We start from the raw sequence: 24,963 nt of genomic DNA, 5'->3' as shown, positions 1-24,963 counted from the left end.
TTCACCTCTCCCCCCAGGTACCGATCAGCCCATGCAGCCCATGCAAAGGCACGGCCAGCCAGCCCGGCCGGTTCTCGGCTTCATAGGTGATTTCGTAAGCGGCCTTCTCCAGACAGAACAGTTCCAGTGCCGCGCGCTCCCCGTCCGCCTGCTGCCAGGCATGGGGCATGGCCGCGGTGGCCAGGCCATAGGCTTCGACGAAGGCATGGCGCGACTGGTGCAGGTACTGCCGGGCGACCCGCTGACGGGCCTGGCGCGCCGCCTCGGAAAGGTCGACCGCCGAGGCGCTGCGCAGGATCATCGCAGCAGCATAGTCGAAGGAGCGCAGCACGCCGCTGACATCCTTGTACGGACTGTGCCGAGCGCGGCGCTCATCCAACGGGCGCGCCGGTTCGCCCTCGAAATCGATCAGGTAGGCATCGCCCTGCACCACCAGCACCTGGCCCAGGTGCAGGTCGCCATGCACGCGCATCAGCAAACCGCCCTGGGCTTGCCGGGCAAGGTTGCCGATGTGCCGGGCGAGCCCTTCGCGCTGTTGCAGCAGTTCATCGACCAGGGCCTGGCTGTCGCCGTCCAGCGTGGCGCGGTGCTCGGCCAGCAGGTCGAGGGCATGGTCGAGCTCGGCGTTGATCTGCCGGCTCCAGCGCTGGCTATCCTGTTCATCGCTTGCCCGTGGCTGGAAGGCCGGATCCTCGGTCGGCGCGGCCAGCAACAGGTGCATCTCGCCCAGGCGCTGGCCAAGCAAGGCGGCGAAGCCGGTGAGCTCGGCCAGCGCGTCGGTGTGCGCGTCCACCTCGCCAGTGGCGGGTTCCATCTGGTCGCGGATCGCCCGCTCCAGGGTGTTCTGGGTCCAGCCCCAGGCGTCGCCCTGGTTGCTCAGGTAACCCTGGGCGATCATCAGCAGGTGCGGCTCGCCCGCCGCGTCCACACGGCTGACCCAGGCCAGCAAGGGCGAGATGTTGGCGAAGCCCGCAGCGGTGAGGTAGGCGCTCATTTCCAGCTCCGGGTGAATGCCCGGATTGACCCGGCGAATCAACTTGAGCACCAGGCTGCCGCCCACCACCACCGAACTGTTGGACTGCTCGGCGCTGAGGTAACGCACTTCGCTTTCGTCATCGAGGCCCAGTGCGGCCAGTTGTGGCGTACCGGTGAAGCGCAGCTCGCCCAGGCCGTCACCACAGGGCAGCCGGGTGTTTCCCTGGCAGGCCTGCAGCACCGCACGGACAAAGGGCTCCAGCACGAAGGCATCGGTGATCAGGCCCACCTGCCGACCGCGCCGCACCCGGGACAGCGCCAGCTGCTGGGGTGGCGCGGCACTGATCTGCTCCTCCGGCAGCAGGCCGAACGGCAGCTGGTAATGGCTGACCACCCCCTCGCTGTGCACCTCAAGTTCCGCGAGCAGCGTCGGCAAGGTGGCCGTGGCGAAGCGCACACCGTAGTGCAACCGCACCTGGTCGACCGGCCCTTCCTTGCCGGCGAACCAACGCCGCTTGGGCAGGTACTGCGGCAGGATCGATTGCTCCAGCGTGTCGCGCGAAGGCGCTTCGAGCAGTTCCTCCAGACGCTTGCGCAGCACCAGGGTGGTCAGTTCGGGCAACCCTTCGCTGGGTTGGATATGCCAGCTGGGCATGCGGTCGTGGGGTGCCAGCAGGAACCAGTAGAAAGCGTAGGGTGGCAAGGTGAGCAGGAACGGCAACTGGCCGATGGGTGGGAAGGCACTGCCCCCGAGCATTTCCACCGGTACCTTGTCGGCGTACTGCGACAACTCCAGCTCCGCGGCCTGGGCGGTGCGCGAGACATTGGCCACGCACAGCACGATCTCGTTGTTGCCATTCGCGTCGGTGTATTCGCGCAGGTAGGCAAGGATGCGCCGGTTGCTTGGGCTGAGCATCTTCATGCTGCCCCGGCCGAAGGCCTTCTGCTGGCTGCGCACCGCCAGCAGGCGGCGGTTCCAGTTGAGCAGCGAGTGGGGGTCGTGGGCCTGGGCCTCGACGTTGATGGTCTGGTAGCCGTACAGCGGGTCCATGATCGGCGGCAGCACCAGGCGCTGCGGGTCGGCCCGGGAGAACCCGCCGTTGCGGTCCGGTGACCATTGCATGGGGGTGCGCACGCCATCGCGGTCGCCCAGGTAGATGTTGTCGCCCATGCCCAGCTCGTCGCCGTAGTACAGGGTCGGGGTGCCGGGCATCGACAGCAGCAGGCTGGTGAGCAGCTCGATGCGCCGACGGTCGCGTTGCAGCAGTGGCGCCAGGCGCCGGCGAATGCCGAGGTTGATGCGTGCGCGGCGGTCTTCGGCGTAGTAGTTCCACAGGTAGTCGCGCTCGCGGTCGGTGACCATCTCCAGGGTGAGTTCATCGTGGTTGCGCAGGAAGATCGCCCACTGGCAGTTGGCCGGGATGTCCGGGGTCTGGCGCAGGATGTCGGTGATCGGGAAGCGGTCCTCCATGGCCAGGGCCATGTACATGCGCGGCATCAGCGGAAAGTGGAAGGCCATGTGGCATTCGTCGCCATCGCCCTCGCCGAAGTAGGGCCGGGTGTCTTCCGGCCACTGGTTGGCCTCGGCCAGCAGCATGCGGTCGGGGTAGTTGGCATCGATCTCGGCACGGATCGCCTTGAGCACTACGTGGGTCTCGGGAAGGTTTTCGTTGTTGGTGCCGTCGCGCTCGATCAGGTACGGAATGGCGTCCAGGCGCAGGCCGTCGACACCGATGTCGAGCCAGAAACGCATCACGTCGATCACCGCCTTCATCACGTGCGGGTTGTCGAAGTTGAGGTCCGGCTGGTGCGAGTAGAAGCGGTGCCAGAAGTACTGGCCGGCGACCGGGTCCCAGGTCCAGTTGGACTTCTCGGTGTCGAGGAAGATGATCCGCGTGCCGTCGTATTTCTGGTCGTCGTCGGACCACACGTAGAAGTCCCGGGCCTTGCTGCCGCGCTTGGCGTGGCGGGCCTTCTGGAACCAGGGGTGCTGGTCGGAGGTGTGGTTGATGACCAGCTCGGTGATCACCCGCAGGCCACGCTTGTGGGCCTCGGCGATGAAGCGTTTGGCGTCGGCCATGCTGCCGTAGTCCGGGTGCACGGCCTTGTACTCGGCGATGTCGTAGCCGTCGTCGCGCCGGGGCGAAGGGTAGAACGGCAGCAGCCAGAGGGTGTTGACGCCCAGTTCGGCGATGTAGTCGAGCTTGCCGATCAGCCCCGCGAAGTCGCCGATGCCATCGTTGTTCGCATCGAAGAACGATTTGACGTGCAGCTGGTAGATCACCGCATCCTTGTACCACAGCGGATCGTCGATGAAGGCTGCCGGGCGGGAACGCTTGGCCATGTGCGACTCCTTGCTTTTTCTGGTTCGGCACGCTTCCTGTAGGAGCGGCCTTGTGCCGCGAAAGGGCTGCGAAGCAGCCCCAGCGATATCTGCAGCGCCGCTGAAATCCTGGGGCGCTTCGCGCCCCTTTCGCGGCACGAGGCCGCTCCTACAGGGCTTTTTCGATACGCCAGATACCGAACGGCTGCTGCCAGGGCTCGATGCGCATCCACTGGGTCTTGCCGTGCCAGGTCCAGCGATGGCCGTTCATAAGGTCTTCACCCTGGGTGTCGGCGTTGTCGTCCAAACCCAGCTCCCACAGAGGCAGTTCGAAACTGGCCTCCTGGGCGTTGTAAGGGTCGAGGCTGATGGCGACGAGGATGACGTTGTCGCGCTCGGGGGTGCGCTTGGCGAAGCAGAGGATGTTGTCGTTCCAGCAGTTGAGGAACAGCACCCCCAAGTGCGTCTGCAACGCGCGGTTCTGCCGGCGGATGCGATTGAGCTGGGCGATCTCGGCGACGATGTTGCCCGGCTGGCTGAAATCGCGTGGGCGAATCTCGTACTTCTCCGAATCCAGGTACTCCTCCTTGCCCGGCAGCGGCGTGCCCTCGCACAGTTCGAAACCCGAATACATGCCCCACAATCCCGAGCCCATGGTCGCCAGCGCGGCGCGGATGAGAAAGCCTGGGCGGCCGGCGGTCTGCAGGAAGAAGGGGTTGATGTCCGGCGTGTTGACGAAGAAGTTCGGCCGGTAGCACTGGCTCCAGGGCGGCTGGTTCAGTTGCTCGAAGTACTCGCGCAGCTCCTGCTTGCTGTTGCGCCAGGTGAAGTAGGTGTAGCTCTGGGCGTAACCGACCTTGCCCAACCGCGCCATCATCGCCGGGCGAGTGAAGGCTTCGGCGAGGAAGATGACGTCGGGGTACTGGCCACGCACATTGGCGATCAACCATTGCCAGAACGGCAGCGGCTTGGTGTGCGGGTTGTCGACGCGGAACGTCCTGACGCCCTCCTCCACCCAGCCGACCACCACGTCGCGCAGGGCCAGCCACAGCGACGGCACGGCCTCGGGCGCGTAGAAGTCGACATTGACGATGTCCTGGTATTTCTTCGGTGGGTTCTCGGCGTAGCGGATGGTGCCGTCGGGGCGCCAGCTGAACCAGCCGGGGTGCTCGGTCAGCCAGGGGTGGTCCTGGGAGCACTGGATGGCGAAGTCCAGGGCAATCTCCAGGCCGTGCTCGGCCGCCGCGGCCACCAGCCGGCGGAAGTCGTCGCGGCTGCCCAGCTGCGGGTGGATGGCGTCGTGGCCACCCTCCGGGCTGCCAATGGCGTAGGGGCTGCCGGGGTCGCCAGGCTCGGCCTGGAGCGCATTGTTGCGGCCCTTGCGATGCTTCATGCCGATGGGGTGGATGGGCGGGAAATACAGCACATCGAACCCCATGTCGCGAATCATCGGCAGACGCTGGTGCACAGCGTCGAAGGTGCCGTGACGCTGCGGATCATCGGTGACCGAACGCGGGAACAGCTCATACCAACTGGCGAACAACGCCGCCTCGCGGTCGACATCCACCGGGTACTCGGGGCTGCGGGTCAGGTAACAGCGGTGCTCGGCCTCGCCCATCAATCGCGCGGTAGCAGGGTGCAGCAACTGTGCGACCTGTTCGTCCACCGGCCAATCCGGCAGGTGTTGGCACAGTTGCTCTAGCTGCTCGCGCAAGGCACCGTCGCTGCGCTCGATGCCCTTGCCCAGCAACAGGCGGCCTTCCTCGAGCTCCAGCCGCACGTCCACGCCTGCGGCATATTTTTTTTCCAGGTCGTGGCAATAGGTGGCGAAAGGGTCGATCCAGGCCTGGATATTGAACACATGCAGGCCCAGGTCCGTGGGGGTGAACGCGGCCAGCCACAGGTCATTGCCCGGTGAATGCATGGCCACGCAATGCCAGCGTCGGCTATGGGCCTGGCGCCAGTGCAGCGTCACCGCCAGGCGATCGTGACCGTCGCAGTAGACCTTTGCACTGACGTCGACCTTCTGCCCGCGCACCGCCTTGGCCGCGAAGGCACCGGCATCGAGCACCGGGCTTGCGTCCTCGATCACGATGCGAGGCGCCAGCAATGCTTGCGAAAGGCTGATGGCCTGGTCCGGGTGATCGTTGGCCGTGGGCCCGCTTTCGAAGGGCTCGTTACCTGACATCGCACGCGCTCCGTTTGGCTGGTGGCGGTAAGGGTTCAGAGCCGTGCTGGCGCGCAGGGGTTCAAAAAATATGAGCGAATGACGGTGGCCAGGGTCGAAGCCTGCACTACCTCTTCATTCACCCCGCGAGGTCAGGCCATGAACATTCCCATCCCACCGGAAACACCCGATCCGAACATCGACGACCCGACATTGCCGCCGCCGGTGCCTGAACAAGACCCGGACGAACCGCCGATCAGACCGACCGTGCCGCCGACCGTGGGCGATCCGCCCAGCGAGGAGCCTCCGGTGAAAGGGCAAGGATAGTCAAAGCTGGCCGGATGAGTGGGCGCTGCGGGCAGCCTGCCGATCGATCTCCTACACTGGTCGTGATTGCTTCTGACTTGAGGAGCTACTCATGGACGATCATGATTCCGGCAAGGCGCCCGGGTTCTGGCAGATGCTGCAAAGTGTGCTGGCGGCGGCGTTTGGCGTGCAGAGCGGCAAGAACCGGGCGCGGGATTTCACCTATGGCAAGGCCAGTCATTTCATCGTGATGGGGACGGTGTTCACCCTGGTGTTCATTTTCGTGTTGATTGGGTTGGTGCAGTTGGCGATGCATTTGACCGCGCGGTGATTGGGCGGCCAGGGGCTTGGCGATGGCCTTGCAGCGTGCTTGAGATCGAGCGCCGCCCGCGCGGCGCTCGGTCTTGAGGCCACTGCAAATCACCAGCAGATCAAACCTCCACCAGCGGAATATCACCGCCCTTCCCGTCCCGCCGCTCGCTCATCCAGTCATTGACCTTCTGCCCGAACTCAGCCGGCGCCTTGCGCCCGAACCGTCGCGCCAGGTCGAGAATGGTCTGCTGCGCCAGCGCTTCCTCCATGCGCTTCTGCGCCCCCAGCATCACCGCATGGATCGCGCAGGTGCCCTCGGTGGCCCACCCCGGCGCCGAGCCCTCGAACACCGCGCAACGCTCGCGGATCTCCCGGCAGTCGAAGATCTTCTTCGCCCCATCGATGGCCGTGACGATATCCAGCACGGTGATCTCGTCCGACGGCCGCGCCAGGCGGAACCCGCCGCGCACGCCCTCGGTGGCCACCACCAGCCCGGCCCGGGCCAGCTTGGTGAACACCTTGGCCAGGTATTCCTGAGGCACCCCCTGCAGCTCGGCCAGGTCGCGCACGCTGGCCTCGCGGCTATCCCCACGCTCGTCCACCAGGAACAGCAGGCAATGGATGCCGTACTCGACGCCGGCACTGTAAAGCGACATGTCAATCTCCGACTTAATTTGTCGCAAATAGTACGCCTTCCAACAATTCCACGCAAAACCATCCCGCGCCGTCCGCCGTTCGCCAAAAAAAACTGAAGCGTCTGAAAGCCTTTATTCACGCCGCTTACGGCAGGTTCCTGCGATGCCATCGGCACGCGCGAACGAAAAAAACACTTGCCCCACAAAACTACGATCAATAGAGTCGTAGTTATTCGCCAGATAGCCAAACCCTGACCGAATCCCCTTTCCCACCCTTGCGGAGCACCCACATGACTTCCCATATCCTGATCATCGGTGCCGGCTTTGCCGGTGTCTGGAGCGCCCTGAGCGCCGCCCGTCTGCTCGACCAGGCCCAACGTGGCGACGTGCGCATCAGCGTGCTCGCCCCGCAACCGGAACTGCGTATCCGCCCGCGCTTCTACGAGGCCGACGCGCACACGCTCAAGGCCCCGGTGGGCGAACTGCTCGACGCGGTCGGTGTCGCGTTCATCCAGGGCAACGCCGAGCACATCGACAGCGCCGCACGCCAGGTCGGCTACCTCGACGGCAACGGCCAGCGCCAGCAGCTCGGTTACGACCGCCTGATCCTCGCCGCCGGCAGCCAGGTCGCCCGCCCTGCCGTGCCGGGCCTGGCCGAGCACACCTTCGATGTCGACCAGATGGAATCGGCCGTGCGCCTGGAGCAGCACCTGGTGGCCCTGGCCGCGCAACCGGCCTCTCCGGCGCGCAACACCGTGGTGGTGTGCGGCGGTGGTTTCACCGGCATCGAGACCGCCACCGAAATGCCTGCCCGGCTGCGTGCCATCCTCGGTGAAGGCAATGCCCGGGTGATCCTGGTCGACCGTGGCCAGAGCATCGGCGCGGCCCTGGGCGCCGGCATCACCCCGTCCATCGTCGCCGCCAGCGAGCAGGCTGGCGTGCAGTGGCTGACCAATACCTCGGTGGTGGCGGTCGACGCCGGTGGCGTGACCCTCGACAACGGCGAATACATCGCCAGCAAGACGGTGATCTGGACCGTGGGCGTCAAGGCCAGCCCGCTGACCGCGCAAATCGACGGTGAGCGCGATGGCTTCGGCCGCCTGCGGGTCGACGACCACCTGAAAGTGGTCGGCCAGGCGCACATCTACGCCACCGGCGACACGGCCTGGGCCAAGGTCGACGAACTGGGCAACCACGCCCTGATGACCTGCCAGCACGCCATCCCCATGGGCCGCCACTCGGGCAACAACGCCATGGCCGACCTGCTGGGCCTGGCGCCGGTGGCCTACCGCCAGCCCAAGTACGTCACCTGCCTCGACCTGGGCGACTGGGGGGCGGCCTACAGCGAAGGCTGGGAACGCGAACTGGTGCTCGAGGGCCAGGAAGGCAAGCACCTCAAGCGCCAGATCAACTCGGTGTGGATCTACCCGCCCGCCGCCGATCGCGCGCAAGCCCTGGCGGCCGCCGACCCGATGATCCCAATCGTGGCGTGACGCAAAAAGACAGGCCCGTCTCACAAGTGACGGGCCTTTCAATTTTCGTTATTACATTGAATGACTGGTCAATAATAGTGGCGTTATGGCACTATCGAAGAAAAACAATACGAAAAATGAGGAAATCACACCCCCACGCAGTGCATCGAGAGCCTGAACCACCGAGCCCGGTAAACCCGCGCTCTTGACGCCTGCCAGCCATCGTCAAGGAGCGTTGCATGCAATTAAGGAACATGAAGATCGGCATTCGGGCAGCCACTGTGTTCACCCTCCTCGGGATCCTGGTCCTGGCCATGGGCCTGATCGCCCTCTATGAAACCCGCAAGATGGACAGCGCCACCGACGAGATCCGCGTCACCTGGATGCCCGCGGTCATCGCCCTGGGCGATGTCAGCACCAACCTGGGCCGTGCCCGCGCCCTCACCCTGCGCAGTGTGCTCGAGGACGACCCCGCCACCCGCCACGCCACCCTGGCCCGCATCGTCGAGGTCAACCAGCAGCTCGAAGGCGATCTCAAGGCCTACGAAAGCACCATCATCGCCCAGGACGACCGGGCCCTGTTCACCACCTTCATGAGCCTGAGCGAGCGCTACCACGGCCTGCAGAAAGCCATCCGCGAGGCGGCCGGCCACGACCAGATGGACGAGGCCCGACGCCTGGTCAACGGCCCGCTGGCCGAGTACGCCGACAGCATGATGAAAGCCCTGGGCGCACTGATCGAATACAACACCCAGGGCGCCGAGCAGGCCTCGTTGCGTAGCAGCGAGGCCTCCGACGAAGCCTTCAGGTTGCTGGTCGGTGCCCTGGTGGTGATCCTGCTGGCGCTGGTGGCCATCTCCACCCTGCTCACCCGCAGCATCGTGCTGCCGCTGGCCGACGCCGTGGCGGTGGCCGAGCGCGTCGCCGTCGGCGACCTGACCCGCGACATCGTGGTGACCGGCCGCGACGAACCTGCCCTGCTGCTACGCGCCCTGGGCCAGATGCAACAGAGCCTGCGCGAAACCCTGCGCAAGATCGCCGCCTCCTCCGACCAACTCGCCTCGGCCTCGGAAGAACTGCACTCCGTTACCGAAGACACCAGCCGCGGCCTGCACCAGCAAAGCGCCGAGATCGACCAGGCCGCCACGGCGGTCAACCAGATGACCGCCGCCGTGGAAGAAGTGGCGAACAACGCAGTGAGCACGGCCGACGCCTCGAAAGGCGCCGACCAGAACACCCGCGACGGCCGCGACCGGGTCAACCAGGCCCTGAGCTCGATCCAACTGCTGGTCGCGGACGTGACCGGCACCTCGCAGGAGATCGAACAGCTGGCCACCCGCGCCAACGAAATCAGCCAGGTGCTCGATGTGATCGGCTCGATCGCCGGGCAGACCAACCTGCTGGCCCTCAACGCCGCCATCGAAGCCGCCCGTGCCGGCGAGGCCGGGCGTGGTTTCGCCGTGGTCGCCGACGAAGTACGCGCCCTGGCCCACCGCACTCAACAATCCACCGCGGAGATCGAACAGATGATCGGTGGTATCCAGACCGGCACCGAGCGTGCGGTGAGTGCCATGCACAGCAGCCAGGGCCGGGCCAGTGGCACGCTGGAGGTGGCGCAGTCTGCCGGGCAGGCGCTTGAGGTAATTGCCGAAGCCATCGCCGCGATCAACCAGCGCAACCTGGTGATCGCCAGCGCCTCCGAGCAGCAGGCGCAGGTGGCGCGGGAGGTGGACCGCAACCTGGTGAACATCCGCGACCTGGCGATGCAGACCTCGGCGGGGGCCAACCAGACCAGCGCGGCGGCGCAGGACCTGTCGCGACTGGCGGTGGAATTGAACGGGATGGTGGCGCAGTTCAAGGTCTGAGCGCAGCCCGTTCGCCAGCAAGCCGGCTCCTGCAGGGGATCGCTGCAGGAGCCGGCTTGCCGGCGAACCGCCCTGTCAGTCATTCACCTCGATCACCCGCCCCGCCTTCACCGGCTGGCTGCGCGTCGCCAGGCAGTAATACAGCGGCACCGTCACGATCAACCCGAACAACCACGACAGGTCCGCCCCTTCGACGATGTTCGAATACGGCCCCACATACAGCGACGTATTGGCAAACGGCAGCTGCACCAGGATCCCGCAGGCATAGGCGATGATCGCGTGGTGGTTGAAGCGGCCATAGATCCCGCCGTCAGCACGGAAGATCGACGCGATGTCGTACTGGCCCTTCTTGATCACGTAGAAGTCGACCAGGTTGATCGACGCCCACGGCACCAGCACCAGCAGCAGTGCCAATATCAGCCCGATGAACTGGCCGATGAAGCCCGCCGACGCATTCAGCGCCACCAGCCCGCAACCCGCCAGGATCATCGAGGCCAGCACCACCCGCACCTTGATGCTCGGCGTCCACTGCGCCGCGAAGGTCTGGATCGCAGTGACGATCGACAGCACCGCGCCATACAGGTTGAGAGCGTTGTGGCTGATGATGTTGAGCAAAAACAGCACCATCAGGATCGGCCCCAGCCAACCCGTGGCCTGCTTGACCGCATCCATCGCGTCGGTGCCTGCGGGTACGCACAGCACCGCCACCGCGCCGAAACTGAAGCACAGGATGGTACCGAGCGTGGCACCGAAGTAGGTGGCCCAGAACGGCCTGGCGATGCCCACTTCACGCGGCAGGTAGCGCGAATAGTCGGAGGTGTACGGCGAGAAGCTGATCTGCCAGATGGTGCCCAGCGACACGGTGGCAATGAAGCCCGACAGGTTGAAGGCGCCACGGCTGAAGAAGTCGGCCGGCAGGTCCTGGACGAACATCATGACGAAGCCGGCCAGCAGTGCCGAACCCATCACCCAGGTGCCGATGCGGTTGAGGATATGGATGAAGCGGTAGCCGATCACACCGATGGCCGTCGCGCTCAACGCACCGATCACGATCGCGCCCGGCATCGGCACGCTCGGGGTGATGCCGTGGATGGTCTTGCCGGCCAGGACGATGTTGGAAATGAAGAAGCCGACATAGATCAGCGCGGTGAAGAACACGATCAGCAGCGCGCCGTAACGGCCGAACTGGCCACGGCTCTGCACCATCTGCGGAATGCCCAGTTGCGGCCCCTGCGCCGAGGCCAGGGCGATCACCACGCCACCGGCCAGATGCCCCAGCACGATAGCGACCAGGCCCCACAACAGGTTCAGGTGGAACACCTGAATCACCATGGCGCCGGTGACGATGGGCAGTGGCGCGATGTTGGTGCTGAACCAGAGGGTGAACAGGTCGCGCGCCTTCCCGTGGCGCTCGGCAGGTGGCACGTAATCGACCGTGTGGTTTTCGACAAACGCGTGTTGCGACGACGGTTGGGACATAGGATTTCAGCTCGAAAGGTCGTTTTTATCGTTGTAAGGAAACCGCTCGGGGCGGCCTCTCAGCTGCGCACCATATTATGGTATTCCAATCTTTTGACAACACTGCACCGGGGTTTTTCGGCACAGCTGATCCGCTCTGCATCCTTGCTCCGCGCACTGTTTTCAGCGGCCACGCCAATGAATCCGGGGGGCTGTGCCGTTCATCGCGTTCTGCGCGGGCTGGAAAATTCCGCTTGCAAAGCAGGTATTACGGTATACCATCAGACACATCAACGATAAAAACCGCGGACCACCGCAGCCCCTCGAGGATCACACCATGATCGACGCAACCGTCTACAAGCACGTCCTGGGTTCCTTCCCGTCCGGCGTCACGGTCATCACCACCCTGGACGACGACGGTTCAATCGTCGGCCTCACCGCCAGCGCCTTTTCGTCCTTGTCGATGGAACCACCGCTGGTGCTGTTCTGCCCCAACTACAGTTCCGACTCCTACCCTGTGCTGATCAGGAACAAACGCTTCGCCATTCACCTGCTCTCCGGTGAGCAGCAGGCCGAAGCCTATGCGTTCGCCAAAAAGGGCAAGGACAAGGCGGCGGGTATCGACTGGACCTTGAGCGAACTGGGCAACCCGATCCTGGCCGGCGCCACCGCCGTCATCGAATGCGAACTGTGGCGTGAATACGAAGGCGGCGACCACGCGATCATGGTGGGCAAGGTACACAACCTGATCGTCCCGCAAGAGGCGCCCCGCCCGATGGTCTACTGCCGCGGCAAGATGGCCAGCCTGCCGGCCTTCGCCTGAACATTCAGCAGGGGACCGTGTAGGAGCGGGTTTACCCGCGAACACCGGCGATGCCGGTGCCATCCACCGCGTCGCCCGCTTCGCCGGCAAGCCGGCTCCTACAGAAAAGCCTGCCCGGCAGGCGACAACAACAAGCTCCGAGGAAAGCCCCATGAAATTTTCGCTGTTCGTGCACATGGAACGTTGGGATGAACAGGTCAGCCACCGCCAGCTGTTCGAAGACCTGACCGAACTGACCCTGATGGCCGAGGACGGCGGTTTCAGCACCGTGTGGATCGGCGAGCACCACGCCATGGAATACACCATCTCGCCAAGCCCGATGCCGCTCTTGGCCTACCTCGCCGCACGCACCGAGAAGATCCGCCTGGGCGCCGGCACCCTCATCGCGCCGTTCTGGAACCCGCTGCGCGTGGCCGGCGAATGCGCCCTGCTCGACGTGATCAGCAACGGCCGCATGGAAGTGGGCCTGGCCCGTGGCGCCTACCAGTTCGAGTTCGACCGCATGGCCGGCGGCATGCCGGCCACCGACGGCGGCAAGGCCCTGCGCGAGATGGTGCCGGTGGTGCGCAAGCTGTGGCAGGGCGACTGCGCCCACGACGGCGAGGTGTACAAGTTCCCCACCTCCACCAGCGTGCCGAAGCCGTTCAACACCGCGCCGCCGATGTGGATCGCCGCCCGCGACCCCGACTCGCACAACTTCGCCGTGGCCAACGGCTGCAACGTCATGGTCACCCCCTTGATGAAGGGCGACGAGGAAGTGCTGGACCTGAAGAACAAGTTCCAGGCCGCCCTGGACAACAACCCCGATGTGCCACGCCCGCAACTGATGGTGCTGCGCCACACCCATGTGCACAGCCCCGCCGAGCCGGACGGCTGGAAGGTCGGCGCCCAGGCCATTTCGCGCTTCTACCGCACCTTCGATGCCTGGTTCGGCAACAAGACCGTCCCGGTCAATGGTTTCCTCGAACCTAGCCCGGAGTCGAAGTTCGCCGAGGTGCCGGCTTTCCAGCTGGAGAACATCCGCAAGAACACCATGATCGGCACGCCCGAGGAGATCATCGCGCGCATCCGCTACTACCAGGAACTGGGGGTCGATGAGTTCAGCTTCTGGTGCGACAACAGCCTGCCCCATAGCGAGAAGAAGAAGTCGCTGGAGTTGTTCATCAAGGAAGTGGTGCCGGCGTTCGCCTGAATTCCCTTGGCAGAGGGGCTCGCCGGGCCCCCTATGGCGCCTATCAGATCGGGCGCCACCCGCGCGGCGCATCGCGGATATTGCAACGTGGCCATGCCTGACAGGCCACGGTTGTTCGCCCTGTTTGCACGACGTACCCCCACCTGCCTTTGTAGGAGCGGATTCATCCGCGATGCGCCGCACAGCGGCGCTCGATCTCCCAAACACCACAAAACCCGGGCCATCCGCCACCTTTCATCCCCTTCCCAGAGATTTTTCCTACCCCCTCTTGCACATCAAATATTATGGTATACCATCAGACAACAAGACCTGATCACCCTACCCAGGAGCCCTCCATGAGTTTCGAAATCCGCAAGATCGTCACCTACTCCGAAGAGACCCGCATCGAAGGCGGCAAGGCCACCGACACGCCGGTGACCATGGTCGGCCTGGCCGTGGTGATCAAGAACCCCTGGGCCGGCCGCGGTTTCGTCGAGGACCTCAAGCCTGAAATCCGCGCCAACTGCTCCGACCTCGGCGCGCTGATGGTCGAGCGCCTGACCGCCGCCATCGGTGGCGCCGACAAGATCGAGGCCTACGGCAAGGCCGCCGTGGTCGGCGCCGACGGCGAGATCGAGCACGCCTCGGCGGTGATCCACACCCTGCGCTTCGGCAACCACTACCGCGAAGCCGTGCAGGCCAAGAGCTACCTGAGCTTCACCAACAAGCGCGGCGGCCCCGGCACCTCGATCCAGATCCCGATGATGCAGAAGGACGACGAAGGCCTGCGCTCGCACTACATCACCCTGGAAATGCAGATCGAGGACGCCCCGCGCGCCGACGAGATCGTCGTGGTGCTGGGCGCCGCCGACGGCGGCCGCCTGCACCCGCGCATCGGCAACCGCTACATCGACCTGGAAGAACTGGCGGCGGAAAAGGCCAACGCTCGATAACAACAACCAAGACGGGCCTGGGCGTGGCGAACTCCCCGCCGCGCCCGACCTTCAAGGAGCGCCCTCGATGATTCAGCCTGTCGCTGAACGTACACCGGCCGGGACCAGCTACCTGGCCCTCGGCCAGGGCCATCCCGTGGTGCTGATCCACGGCGTGGGCCTGAACAAGGAAATGTGGGGCGGGCAGTTCGTGGGCCTGGCCAACGACTACCGCGTCATCGCCTACGACATGCTCGGCCACGGCCACAGCCGCGTGCCCGCCGCCGACACCGCGCTGGAAGGCTACGCCGACCAGCTCGCCGAACTGCTCGACCATCTGCAGATTCAACAGGCGACCGTGATCGGCTTCAGCATGGGTGGCCTGGTCGCCCGCGCCTTCGCCCTCAACCACCCGCAACGCCTTGCCGCGCTGGTGGTGCTCAACAGCGTGTTCAACCGTACCCCTGAACAAAGCGCCGGGGTCATCGCCCGCGCCGCCCAGGCGCAGGCTCTGGGCCCGGACGCCAACGTCGACGCCGCGCTGGATCGCTGGTTCAGCCGCGAGTACAAGGCCGCCAACCCGGCCCAGGTCGCGGCCATTCGCCAGGTGCTGGCCAGCAACGACCCGCAGGGCTACCACACCACCTACGCGCTGTTCGCCACCCAGGACATGTACCGCGCCGAAGCCCTTGGCAGCATCCAGGTGCCGACGCTGATCGCCACCGGCGAGCTCGACGCCGGCTCCACCCCGGCCATGGCCCGCCAGCTCGCCGCGCGCATACCCGGCGCCCACTGCGTGGTGCTCGCCGAGCAACGGCATATGATGCCGGTGGAAGCACCGCGCGAAGTCAACAAGATGCTGCTGGACTTCCTCAGGCAGGCCCGCACCCTCACCGAATCCGCCAAGGGGATAGTTGCATGACCCTCGTTCGTTTCCAGATGTGCATCGACGGCCAATGGCGCGATGCCCACAGCGGCAAGACCTTCGACAGCCTCGACCCGGCCACCGCCAAGGCCTGGGCGCAATTGCCCGACGCCGATGAAAAAGACGTTGAACTGGCCGTGCAGGCCGCCCAGCGCGCCTTCGACAGCAAGGCCTGGCGCGGCCTCAGCGCCACCGCCCGCGGCAAGCTGCTGCGCCGCCTCGGTGACCTGATCGCCGAGAACAAGGAACACCTGGCCCAGCTGGAAAGCCGCGACAACGGCAAGCTGATCCGCGAGACCCGCGGCCAGGTCGGCTACCTGCCGGAGTTCTTCCACTACACCGCGGGCCTGGCCGACAAGCTCGAAGGCGGCACCCTGCCGCTGGACAAGCCCGACCTGTTCGCCTACACCGTGCACGAACCGATCGGCGTGGTGGCCGGGATCATCCCGTGGAACAGCCCGCTGTACCTCACCGCGATCAAGCTCGCCCCGGCCCTGGCCGCCGGCAACACCATCGTGCTCAAGCCCTCCGAGCACGCCTCGGCGACCATCCTCGAACTGGCCCGCCTGGCGCTGGAAGCCGGCTTCCCGGCCGGCGTGGTCAACGTGGTCACCGGCTACGGCCCGAGCACCGGCGCGGCGCTGACCCGCCACCCGCTGGTGCGCAAGATCGCCTTCACCGGCGGCGCGGCCACCGCCCGCCATGTGGTGCGCAGCAGCGCCGAGAACTTCGCCAAGCTGTCGCTGGAGCTGGGCGGCAAGTCGCCCAACATCATCTTCGCCGACGCCGACCTGGACAGCGCCGTCAACGGCGCGGTGGCCGGCATCTACGCCGCCTCCGGGCAGAGCTGCGTGGCCGGTTCGCGCCTGCTGGTGCAGGACGAAATCTTCGATGAATTCGTCGAGCGCCTGATCGCCCGCGCCCAGCGCATCCGCATCGGCAACCCGCAGGACGACGCCAGCGAGATGGGCCCGATGGCCACCGCCCAGCAACTGGCCGTGGTCGAAGGCCTGGTCGCCGCGGCCCAGGCCGAAGGCGCCCGGCTGCGCATGGGCGGCAAGCGCGCCGAAGTAGAGGGCGACGGCTGGTTCTACGAGCCGACCCTGTTCGAGTGCGACAGCAACGCCATGACCATCATGCAGGAAGAGGTGTTCGGCCCGGTCGCCGCGGTGATCCGCTTCAAGACCGAGGAACAGGCCCTGGCCATGGCCAACGACTCGCAGTTCGGCCTGGCCGCCGGCATCTGGACCCGCGACCTGGGCCGTGCCCACCGCCTGGCCCGCGACGTGCGCTCGGGGATCATCTGGGTCAACACCTACCGCGCCGTGTCGGCCATGGCCCCCATCGGCGGCTTCAAGAACAGCGGCTACGGCCGCGAGAGCGGCATCGATTCGGTGCTGGCCTATACCGAGCTGAAGACGGTGTGGATCAACCTGTCCACCGCGCCCATGCCCGACCCCTTCGTGATGCGCTAGGAGGACCGCAAAATGATCGAACCTGGCATCTACAAAGACGTGATGGGCTCGTTCCCGTCCGGTGTCACCGTGGTCACCACCCTGGACGCCGACGGCGGCATCGTCGGCATCACCGCCAGCGCGTTCAGCGCGTTGTCGATCGAGCCGGCGCTGGTGCTGTTCTGCCCCAACTACGCCTCCGACACCTACCCGGTGCTGCGTGACAGCAAGCAGTTCGCCATCCATTTGCTGTCGGCCGAGCAGACCGCCGAGGCCTATGCCTTCGCCGGCAAAGGCAAGGACAAGGCCAAGGGCATCGACTGGCACCTGAGCGCGCTGGGCAACCCACTGTTGAACAAGGCCACGGCGATCATCGAGTGCGAGTTGTGGCGCGAGTACGACGGCGGCGACCACGCGATCATCGTCGGCCAGGTGAAGAACCTGGTGCTGCCCGAGCAGCCAGTGACGCCGATGGTGTACCACAAGGGCAAGCTGGGTGCCCTGCCGCCCTTGGGCTGAAAGACCGCGAAGAAGCCAACACTGATGACCCTGTTTTCAGGGGCCGCGCCCACCCTCTCACCCTCGGTTGCGGCCCCTTTTTTCATTCGGAGCACGGTAATGAGCAACGAAAAGTACGAGAAGGGCCTGCAGATCCGCACCCAGGTGCTGGGCGAGGAATACGTCAATCGTTCGATCCAGAACGCCGACGACTTCACCAAGCCCCTTCAAGACCTGGTCACCGAGTACTGCTGGGGTCATGTCTGGGGCCGTGATGGTTTGTCGCTCAAAGAGCGCAGCATGATAAACTTGGCGATGATTTCCGCGCTCAACCGGCCCCATGAGCTCAAGCTGCATATCCGCGGCGCCCTGCGCAATGGCCTGAGTCGCGAACAGATTCGCGAGATCCTGCTCCAGGTCGGCATCTATTGCGGCGTGCCCGCGGCGGTGGACAGTTTCCGCCTGGCCCGCGAAGCGTTCGCCGCAGCCGACGCAGAGCAACCCCGTTAACCGCGGGCTGTGCGAACCACGGCAAGGAGCAGCCCCCACGGTTCGTGGTGCTGCGCGAACCTGGCGCAACAGCCTCATACAGAGCGCACCTGATGAAACGCCAGCCCCTCGACGACAGCTTCAAGGTCAACCGCAACCCCGTCACCCTGCGTGAAATCGTGCTCGACAAGCTGCGCGGCGCGATCATGAACTTCCACCTGCTGCCCGGCGATCGCCTGGTCGAGCGCGACCTCTGCGAGCGCCTGGGTGTCAGCCGCACCTCCGTGCGCGAGGCCCTGCGCCACCTGGAGTCCGAAGGCCTGGTCGAGTTCGCCGACGCCAAGGGCCCGCGTGTGGCCATCATCACCCTGGAAGACGCCCGCGACATCTACGAGCTGCGCTGTGTGCTCGAAGGCTTGATCGTCCAGCTGTTCACCCTCAACGCCAAATCAAAGGACATCCGCGCCCTGGAGCGTGCCCTGGCGGTCAACCGCGAGGCGCTGGAAGACGGCGAACTGGCCCAGGTGCTGGACTCGGTGCAGGGTTTCTACGACGTGCTGCTCGAAGGCTCCGGCAACCAGGTCGCCGCCCAGCAACTGCGCCAGTTGCAGGCGCGCATCAGCTACCTGCGCGCCACTTCGGTGTCCCAGGAGAACCGCCGCGGCGCCAGCAACCGGGAGATGGAGCAGATCGTCGAGGCGATCAAGAGCGGCGACCCGCAAGCCGCCCACCAGGCCTCGGTCGACCACGTGCGCGCCGCCGCCAAGGTGGCCCTGGACTACCTGCGCCAGAAACAGGACGACAACGCCAAGGTCCGCGAAATCGTCGAGCCCCTGCCCCTCAAGGACCCCCGCATAGGCCGCTGACCATGCCCACCGCCCCGCGCTACTGCCCGCACTGCACCACGCAACTGGCCCGGGGCGTCCCCAACGGCGACACCCACGAGCGCCTGCACTGCACCGCCTGCGGCTACGTGCACTACGTCAACCCGAAGATCATCGCCGGCTGCATCATCGAGCGCGACGGCAAGTACCTGCTGTGCCAACGCGCCATCCCCCCGCGCCCCGGCACCTGGACCTTGCCAGCCGGCTTCATGGAGGCCGGCGAGACCACCGAGCAGGCGGCCCTGCGCGAGGTGTGGGAAGAGAGCGGCGTGCGCGGCGAGATCATCTCGCCCTACTCGATCTTCAGCGTGCCGACGATCAGCGAGGTGTACATCATCTTCCGCGCCATCGCCACCGAGGAGACCGGGCAGTACGGGCCAGAGACGTTGGCCTACCGCTTCTTCGCGCCGGACGAGATCCCCTGGGACGAGATCTACTACCCGGCGATCCGGCAGATCCTGGAGCGCTACATCCTCGAACGCCAAGCCGGGGTGTACGGGATCTACATGGGCAACGACGATACCGGGAAGGTGCATTTCATTCGCTGAGCCCCACGCCAGCCTCAGACTTGCGCGATCCCTGTGGGAGCGGCCTTGTGTCGCGAAAGGGCCGCAAAGCGGCCCCGGCGATGTTTGCTCAACGCCGAGATCCTGGGGCCGCTACGCAGCCCTTTCGCGACACAAGGCCGCTCCCACTGGGGCAAGCGAAAATCGCGAATAACCTGCAAAACAGTTGCTCCAACAGCGGGCTGCTGCCTGCGCGACAGCACAGGCAGCCCAATGAAACAAAACCCTCGCCAAGCGCCACCTCACGGTGCACCCTGATGCTCTCACGCAAAAGGACCGGCAAACCTCATGGCGAAATGGCTGGACGGTGGCGGACTGATGGCCGAACGTATCCGCACCCACGACTGGGCGGCGACCCCACTCGGCCCGTTACATACCTGGCCCGACGTGCTGCGCACCGCCGTCACCCTGTGCCTGGCCTCGCGCTTCCCCCAGGCCGTGCTGTGGGGCGACCAATTGACCACCCTGCACAACGATGCCTTCAGCGCCATCCTCGGCGAGAAACCTTTCGCCCTGGGCCGCCCGTTCAGCGACGTGTGGCAGGAAGCCTGGAGCGAGATCAGCCACCTGGCCGAGCGGGCGCTGGCCGGCGAAGCGGTGTACATCGAGGATTTCCCGCTGCTGATCGAGCGCCACGGCAACCCTGAGCGTGCCTACTTCACCTTCTGCTACAGCCCCATCCGCGACCATGAGGGCAAGGTCGTCGGCATGCTCGACACCGTCACCGAGACCACCACCAGCGTGGTCGCCAACCACCGCCTGAAGTTCCTCGACAGCCTGGGGCGCGCCATTGCCAACGCCAACGATCCTGAACGGATCATGGCCACCACCACACGTTTGCTAGGCGAGCACCTGCAACTTTCCAGCTGCGCCTATGCGGTCATGGCCGCCGACCAGGACAGCTTCACCATCTGCGGCGACTGGGTCGCGCCCGGCTCGCCACGGCTGCTGGGCCATTACCGCCTGGCCGATTTCGGTGAGCTGGCGGTCAGCCGCCTGCGTACGGGCCTGCCGCTGGTGATCGACAACAACCTCATGCAGTTGCCGGCCAAGGCCGCGGCGACCTTCCAGGCCATCGGTATCACCGCGACCATCTGCATGCCCCTGATCAAAGAGGGTTGCCTGACCGCGCTGATGGCCATTCACGACAAGTTGCCACGTGCCTGGAGCCACTACGAGCAGATGCTGCTCGGCGAAGTGACCGAACGCTGCTGGGCGCACATCCAGCGGGTCCAGGCCCATGCCGAAGTGCGCGAGGCGTTCGCCGCGCTCGAGGCGCTCAACACGACGCTCGAACAACGCGTCGAGGAACGCACCCGCCAACTGCAGCACACCGAGGCCGTGTTGCGCCAAACGCAAAAGCTCGAAGCCATCGGCCAGCTCACCGGCGGCGTGGCCCACGATTTCAACAACCTGCTGACCATCATCCGCTCCTCGATTCACTTCCTGCAGCGCCCCGACCTCGACGAGACCCGCCGCGCCCGCTACTTCAAGACCGTGGCCGACACCGTCGACCGCGGCGCCAAGCTCACCGGGCAACTGCTGGCCTTCGCCCGCCGCCAGGCCCTGAGCCCCCAGGTGTTCGAAGCCGGCCCCAGGCTCGAAGCCATGGCCGACATGCTCGACACCGCCACCAGCGCCCGAATCGAGGTGAAGCTGGAACTGCCCGAGGTGCCCTGCCACGTCCATGCCGACCTGGGCCAGCTGGAAACCGCGGTGATCAACCTGATGATCAACGGCCGCGACGCCATGGCCGGCGAAGGCACCCTGTGCCTGCGCCTGGAAGCCGACCAGGCCATGCCCGGGGCACACGACCTGGCCGGGCCGTTCGTGGCGATCTCGGTGATCGACAGTGGCGTGGGCATCGCCCCGCACCTGCTCGAACGCATCTTCGACCCGTTCTTCACCACCAAGGCTTCGGGCCAGGGCACGGGGCTGGGGCTGTCGCAGGTGTTCGGTTTCGCCAAGCAGTCCGGCGGCGACGTGAAGGTCAGCAGCGTCGAGGGTAAGGGCACGACCTTCACCCTTTACCTGCCCCAGGTGGCCCTGGCCCAGGTGGAGCCCAGCGTTGCCGGCACGGTGTTGCCCGCCCATGGCGAACGGCGGCGGATCCTGGTGGTGGAGGACAACCCCGATGTCGGCAGCTTCACCGCGCAGATCCTGCGCGACCACGGCTACCAGATCAGCTGGGCGACCAGTGCCGAGCAGGCCCTGACGCAGATCGGCGCTGCGCGGGTGCCGTTCGACGCGGTGTTTTCCGATGTGGTGATGCCCGGCATGGGCGGGTTGGCGCTGGCGCGCCAGTTGCGCCAGAGCCACCCAGACCTGCCGGTGATTCTCACCTCCGGCTACAGCGAGGCGATCGCCGAGGAAGGGCACCAGGGGTTCGCGTTCCTGGCCAAGCCGTATTCGGCCGAGCAGGTGTGCCAGATGCTGGGGACGGTGCTGGGTGGGGGGTGAGTCATGGGCGTATGGCGGTAACCTTGCAGGGCGCTTGAGATCGAGCGCCGCCGCAGCGGCGCGTCGCGGATGAATCCGCTCCTACAGGCAGGTACGGCACGATGCAAAAGATGTAGGAGCGGATTCATCCGCGATGCGCTGCGCGAGCGGTGCCCGATCTGATAGGCGCTGCAACTCTGCCGCCAGGCACCTTATCTCCCCAACAACCGCGCCAGGCTGCGCGCCAGCTCCTCCTGGCGAAACGGCTTGCGCAGCACCTCGAACCCATGCAGCTCGCGAGGCGCGAGATTGGCATACCCGGTAATGACCAACACCGGCAAGTCCGCGAACCGCTCACGCACCTGCCGGGCAAACCGCACCCCCGTCATCCCGGCCATGACATGGTCGGTCAACAGCGCATCCGGACACAGCCCGCCATCGAGCAACACCAGCGCCTGGACCACCCCATCCGCCTCGGTGACCTCATACCCCAACTCACGCAGCAGCAGCACTGTGGCCTGGCGCACCAGCGGCTCATCCTCCACCAACAACACCCGGAGCGGCCGCTGCGGGTGTGTTGACTCGACAGGCCTGACAGCGGCTGCCTCGGTGTCACTGACAGGCAGCCACAAGGTCGCTTCGGTCCCCTTCTGCGGCCGTGAGCGAATGCCAAAGCCACCGCCAGACTGCACCGCCAAGCCCTGAACCATCGGCAATCCCAACCCTATCCCCTTGCCCACGCCCTTGGTCGAGTAGAACGGCTCGGTGCAGTGCTTCAACACGTCCGCACTCATGCCGCAGCCGGTATCGGCCACCTGCAGCCACACCTGGCGGCCCGCAGCCAGTCCGGCAGGCCTGCCAGGCCCCTTCCTGTCGTCATCCAGGCCGGCGACGATACTCAGGCGCCCGCCTTCGGTCATGGCATCACGGGCATTGACCACCAGGTTGAGCAGGGCCAGTTCCAGTTGATGGGGATCGACCATGACCTGCGGCAACGCCGCGTCGATGCACACCTGCACGGCGATGGTCGGCCCCAGCGTACGCACCATCAGCTCGTGCATGTCGTCGACCAGCAGCGCCAGCGACACCACCTGCGGCTTGAGGGTCTGGCGCCGGGCGAAGCTGAGCAGGCGCCCGACCAGGTTGCGCGCCCGCTCCGCCGCCTGCAGGCCGCCATCGATCAGCCGGTCGCCGCGCGCCGGCTCGGGGTGGCGGCGCAGCAGTTCCAGGGACGCGATGATCGGCGTGAGCATGTTGTTGAGGTCGTGGGCGATCCCGCCGGTGAGCTGGCCGATCATCTCCATCTTGTGCGCTTCATGCAGTTGCTGCAGGCCCGCCTCGCGCTGGGCCAGCATGGTCGCCACGCGCTCCTCCAGGCATTCGTTGAGCACATGCAGGGCGTGTTCGGCCCGGGCATGGGTGATCGCCGTCCAGGTCTGCTCGGCGGCTTCTTCGGCCAACAGGCATTCATCGTCCAGCACCGGGTGCGCGCCATGGAAATGCACGATCAGCATCGCCTCCAGGCGCTCGGCGCGCAGCAGCGGCACGTACAGCGCGGCGCACAGCCCCTCCAGGTGGAACGGGCGTGGATCGTCCTGCTGGTAGCTGTGCCGGGCGACATGCCCGGCCTGCATCGCCCCGTACAGGTTCGGGTCGACGCCTGAGAAGGGGAAGTCGCCCAGCAGCGAGGGCACGCCATCGGCCCATTCGTGGGCGACGCGAAAGCGCTTGCCATCGCCCAGGTGCTCGCCGAAGCACACCCGCGCGGCCCCCAGCTCCTCCGCCAGCCGGCGCGTGGCATGCCCTTCGATTTGCTCGGCGTCACCCAGTTCGAGCGAGGCCTGGCGCAGCGCCAGGAGGAACGCCTGGCGACGCTCGAAGCGCACCCGCTCAGTCGTATCGGTGACGATGCCCAGCACCCCGCCCACCCCACCGTCGGCCTCGCGCACGGCGGAATAGGACACATCGAAATAGGCCGTTTCGCCCGCGCCGCTGCGCTCGATGTAGAACGGCCGGTCCTTCGCCGAGAACGTGTCGCCCGTTTCACGCACGCCGCGCAGCAAGGGTTCCAGGTCATCCCACAGCTCGCCCCAGCTCTCCTGCCCCGGCCGCCCCAGTGCGCGTGGGTGCTTGTTGCCGATGGTCGGGAAGTAGGCGTCGTTGTACAGGGCGATGTACTGCGGCCCCCAGAACAGCACGATCTGGGCCTGGGCCGAGAGCAACGTGGCGGTGACCGACTTGAGGCCGGGCGACCAGTCAACCGGCTGGCCCAGGGGTGAGGCGGACCAGTCCATGGCTTGTAGCAGGCCACTGACCACGCCGCCGTGGAACAGGAAGTTCGCCGCGGGATCGCGGCATTTGGCGGGAGCATGCCGGGCTGATTTCATGTCGTGCGGGCCATGGTCGATCCTGTCAGATTGCCATCCTTCACAGCGTATGAAATCAGCCGGCGCCAGACGTTCCAATCAATTCGCTTGTCGAGCGAACAAAGCGTTCAACGACGCCCTTCGGCCAGCATGCGCAGCGCCAGCCCCGCCAGCACGGTGCCCATCAGCCAGCGCTGGACCTGCTGCCACAGTGGCCGCCCGGCGAGGAACACGGCGATCGAACCGGCCATCACCGCGATCAGCGCGTTCACCGTGACGCTGATGGCGATCTGCGTGCAGCCCAGCACCAGCGACTGGCTCAGCACGCTGCCATGGCCCGGCTCGATGAACTGCGGCATCAGCGACAGGTACATCACCGCGATCTTGGGGTTGAGCAGGCTGGTCAGCAAGCCCATGCCGAACAGCCGGCGCGGGCTGTCGGCCGGCAGGTCGCGAACCTGGAACGGCGAACGACCGCCCGGGCGCAGGGCCTGCCAGGCCAGGTACAACAGGTACAGCGCGCCGCCGATGCGCAGGGCGTCGTAGGCGAACGGCACGGCCATCACCAGGGCGGTGATGCCCAGTGCCGCGCACAGCATGTAGACGACGAAGCCCAGGGCCACGCCACCCAGCGAGATCAGCCCGGCCATGCGCCCCTGGCAGATGGAGCGGGAGATCAGGTAGATCATGTTCGGGCCGGGGGTGAGGACCATGCCCAGGCAGATCAGGGCGAAGGCCAGGAGGTTCGTGGTGTCGGGCATGGGGCACAATCCTTGTGGGGGTGAGGCAGGAAGTGTATCCGCACATGACCCCGCCTTGAAACGTGTTCCCGAACGGCGCATTTTTTGTGCCCGCTCGTTTCGTTCAATGGCGGCTGTGCGTAGGGCGCACTCGTGCGCGCCG

The 24,963-nt window shown here is 65.9% G+C and carries 20 protein-coding genes; 14 read left to right on the top strand and 6 right to left on the bottom strand.

The genetic code is table 11. The features are described 5' to 3' along the window. Position 1 precedes the first annotated feature (1 nt). Both treS and JYG34_RS09975 read right to left on the bottom strand, forming a co-directional pair. Positions 2 to 3,319, bottom strand: coding sequence for a maltose alpha-D-glucosyltransferase (gene treS / locus JYG34_RS09980; protein WP_213660528.1), 3,318 nt, complete (start codon positions 3,317 to 3,319; stop codon positions 2 to 4). 148 nt (positions 3,320 to 3,467) lie between these two features. Beyond that, positions 3,468 to 5,486 (bottom strand): alpha-1,4-glucan--maltose-1-phosphate maltosyltransferase, encoded by a 2,019-nt coding sequence (locus JYG34_RS09975; protein ID WP_213660527.1) that lies wholly within the window; start codon positions 5,484 to 5,486, stop codon positions 3,468 to 3,470. 138 nt (positions 5,487 to 5,624) lie between these two features. Between JYG34_RS09975 and JYG34_RS09970 the strand changes: the two genes are divergently transcribed. Both JYG34_RS09970 and JYG34_RS09965 read left to right on the top strand, forming a co-directional pair. After that, positions 5,625 to 5,792, top strand: a complete 168-nt coding sequence (locus tag JYG34_RS09970) for a hypothetical protein (protein ID WP_213660526.1) — start codon at positions 5,625 to 5,627, stop codon at positions 5,790 to 5,792. 91 nt (positions 5,793 to 5,883) lie between these two features. Then, positions 5,884 to 6,102 (top strand): DUF2970 domain-containing protein, encoded by a 219-nt coding sequence (locus tag JYG34_RS09965; RefSeq protein WP_213660525.1) that lies wholly within the window; start codon positions 5,884 to 5,886, stop codon positions 6,100 to 6,102. Positions 6,103 to 6,202: 100 nt separating this feature from the next. Here JYG34_RS09965 and JYG34_RS09960 read toward each other — a convergent pair whose 3' ends face one another. Then, the gene (locus JYG34_RS09960) at positions 6,203 to 6,739 is read right to left on the bottom strand and encodes an RrF2 family transcriptional regulator (RefSeq protein WP_213660524.1); all 537 of its coding nucleotides are present in this window, start codon (positions 6,737 to 6,739) and stop codon (positions 6,203 to 6,205) included. A gap of 269 nt (positions 6,740 to 7,008) precedes the next feature. Between JYG34_RS09960 and JYG34_RS09955 the strand changes: the two genes are divergently transcribed. Continuing rightward, the gene (locus tag JYG34_RS09955; RefSeq protein ID WP_213660523.1) at positions 7,009 to 8,211 is read left to right on the top strand and encodes an NAD(P)/FAD-dependent oxidoreductase; all 1,203 of its coding nucleotides are present in this window, start codon (positions 7,009 to 7,011) and stop codon (positions 8,209 to 8,211) included. Positions 8,212 to 8,429: 218 nt separating this feature from the next. After that, positions 8,430 to 10,055, top strand: coding sequence for a methyl-accepting chemotaxis protein (locus JYG34_RS09950; RefSeq protein WP_213660522.1), 1,626 nt, complete (start codon positions 8,430 to 8,432; stop codon positions 10,053 to 10,055). A gap of 75 nt (positions 10,056 to 10,130) precedes the next feature. Here the strand turns inward: JYG34_RS09950 and JYG34_RS09945 are convergent, their stop codons facing one another. Further along, complete coding sequence (locus JYG34_RS09945; RefSeq protein WP_213660521.1) at positions 10,131 to 11,534, bottom strand: purine-cytosine permease family protein; 1,404 nt, start codon at positions 11,532 to 11,534, stop codon at positions 10,131 to 10,133. A 316-nt stretch (positions 11,535 to 11,850) separates the two neighbouring features. On the opposite strand from JYG34_RS09945, the gene JYG34_RS09940 reads away from it, so the two are divergent. The 10 genes from JYG34_RS09940 (at position 11,851) to JYG34_RS09895 (ending at position 21,715) form a co-directional block, all read left to right on the top strand. Further along, positions 11,851 to 12,336: a flavin reductase family protein gene (locus tag JYG34_RS09940; protein ID WP_213660520.1), complete on the top strand. Its 486-nt coding sequence runs from the start codon at positions 11,851 to 11,853 to the stop codon at positions 12,334 to 12,336. A 151-nt stretch (positions 12,337 to 12,487) separates the two neighbouring features. Then, the gene (locus JYG34_RS09935) at positions 12,488 to 13,528 is read left to right on the top strand and encodes an LLM class flavin-dependent oxidoreductase (protein ID WP_213660519.1); all 1,041 of its coding nucleotides are present in this window, start codon (positions 12,488 to 12,490) and stop codon (positions 13,526 to 13,528) included. Between the two features lie 335 nt (positions 13,529 to 13,863). Beyond that, on the top strand, positions 13,864 to 14,460 hold the full coding sequence (locus JYG34_RS09930) for an amino acid synthesis family protein (protein WP_011533270.1): 597 nt from the start codon (positions 13,864 to 13,866) through the stop codon (positions 14,458 to 14,460). A gap of 67 nt (positions 14,461 to 14,527) precedes the next feature. Continuing rightward, positions 14,528 to 15,361, top strand: coding sequence for an alpha/beta fold hydrolase (locus JYG34_RS09925; RefSeq protein WP_213660518.1), 834 nt, complete (start codon positions 14,528 to 14,530; stop codon positions 15,359 to 15,361). Then, a complete protein-coding gene (locus JYG34_RS09920; RefSeq protein ID WP_213660517.1) occupies positions 15,358 to 16,839 on the top strand; it encodes an aldehyde dehydrogenase in 1,482 nt (493 codons plus the stop codon). The genes JYG34_RS09925 and JYG34_RS09920 overlap by 4 nt, the downstream gene beginning before the upstream one ends. A 12-nt stretch (positions 16,840 to 16,851) precedes the next feature. After that, on the top strand, positions 16,852 to 17,337 hold the full coding sequence (locus tag JYG34_RS09915) for a flavin reductase family protein (RefSeq protein WP_213660516.1): 486 nt from the start codon (positions 16,852 to 16,854) through the stop codon (positions 17,335 to 17,337). A gap of 99 nt (positions 17,338 to 17,436) precedes the next feature. Continuing rightward, complete coding sequence (locus tag JYG34_RS09910) at positions 17,437 to 17,826, top strand: carboxymuconolactone decarboxylase family protein (protein WP_213660515.1); 390 nt, start codon at positions 17,437 to 17,439, stop codon at positions 17,824 to 17,826. Positions 17,827 to 17,918: 92 nt separating this feature from the next. Next, positions 17,919 to 18,671 (top strand): GntR family transcriptional regulator, encoded by a 753-nt coding sequence (locus JYG34_RS09905; RefSeq protein WP_213660514.1) that lies wholly within the window; start codon positions 17,919 to 17,921, stop codon positions 18,669 to 18,671. Positions 18,672 to 18,673: 2 nt separating this feature from the next. Next, positions 18,674 to 19,237, top strand: a complete 564-nt coding sequence (locus JYG34_RS09900) for an NUDIX hydrolase (protein WP_213660513.1) — start codon at positions 18,674 to 18,676, stop codon at positions 19,235 to 19,237. A gap of 306 nt (positions 19,238 to 19,543) precedes the next feature. Further along, a complete protein-coding gene (locus JYG34_RS09895) occupies positions 19,544 to 21,715 on the top strand; it encodes a GAF domain-containing hybrid sensor histidine kinase/response regulator (protein WP_213660512.1) in 2,172 nt (723 codons plus the stop codon). Between the two features lie 191 nt (positions 21,716 to 21,906). Here JYG34_RS09895 and JYG34_RS09890 read toward each other — a convergent pair whose 3' ends face one another. Both JYG34_RS09890 and JYG34_RS09885 read right to left on the bottom strand, forming a co-directional pair. Beyond that, positions 21,907 to 24,081: a GAF domain-containing hybrid sensor histidine kinase/response regulator gene (locus JYG34_RS09890; protein WP_213660511.1), complete on the bottom strand. Its 2,175-nt coding sequence runs from the start codon at positions 24,079 to 24,081 to the stop codon at positions 21,907 to 21,909. 107 nt (positions 24,082 to 24,188) lie between these two features. Beyond that, the gene (locus JYG34_RS09885; RefSeq protein ID WP_213660510.1) at positions 24,189 to 24,821 is read right to left on the bottom strand and encodes a LysE family translocator; all 633 of its coding nucleotides are present in this window, start codon (positions 24,819 to 24,821) and stop codon (positions 24,189 to 24,191) included. Positions 24,822 to 24,963: the final 142 nt, after the last annotated feature.

Source organism: Pseudomonas entomophila (genome assembly GCF_018417595.1).
Lineage (GTDB): Bacteria > Pseudomonadota > Gammaproteobacteria > Pseudomonadales > Pseudomonadaceae > Aquipseudomonas > Aquipseudomonas entomophila_C.
Note: the sequence above shows the minus strand (reverse complement) of the source record. Positions and strands in the feature narration are given on the sequence as shown.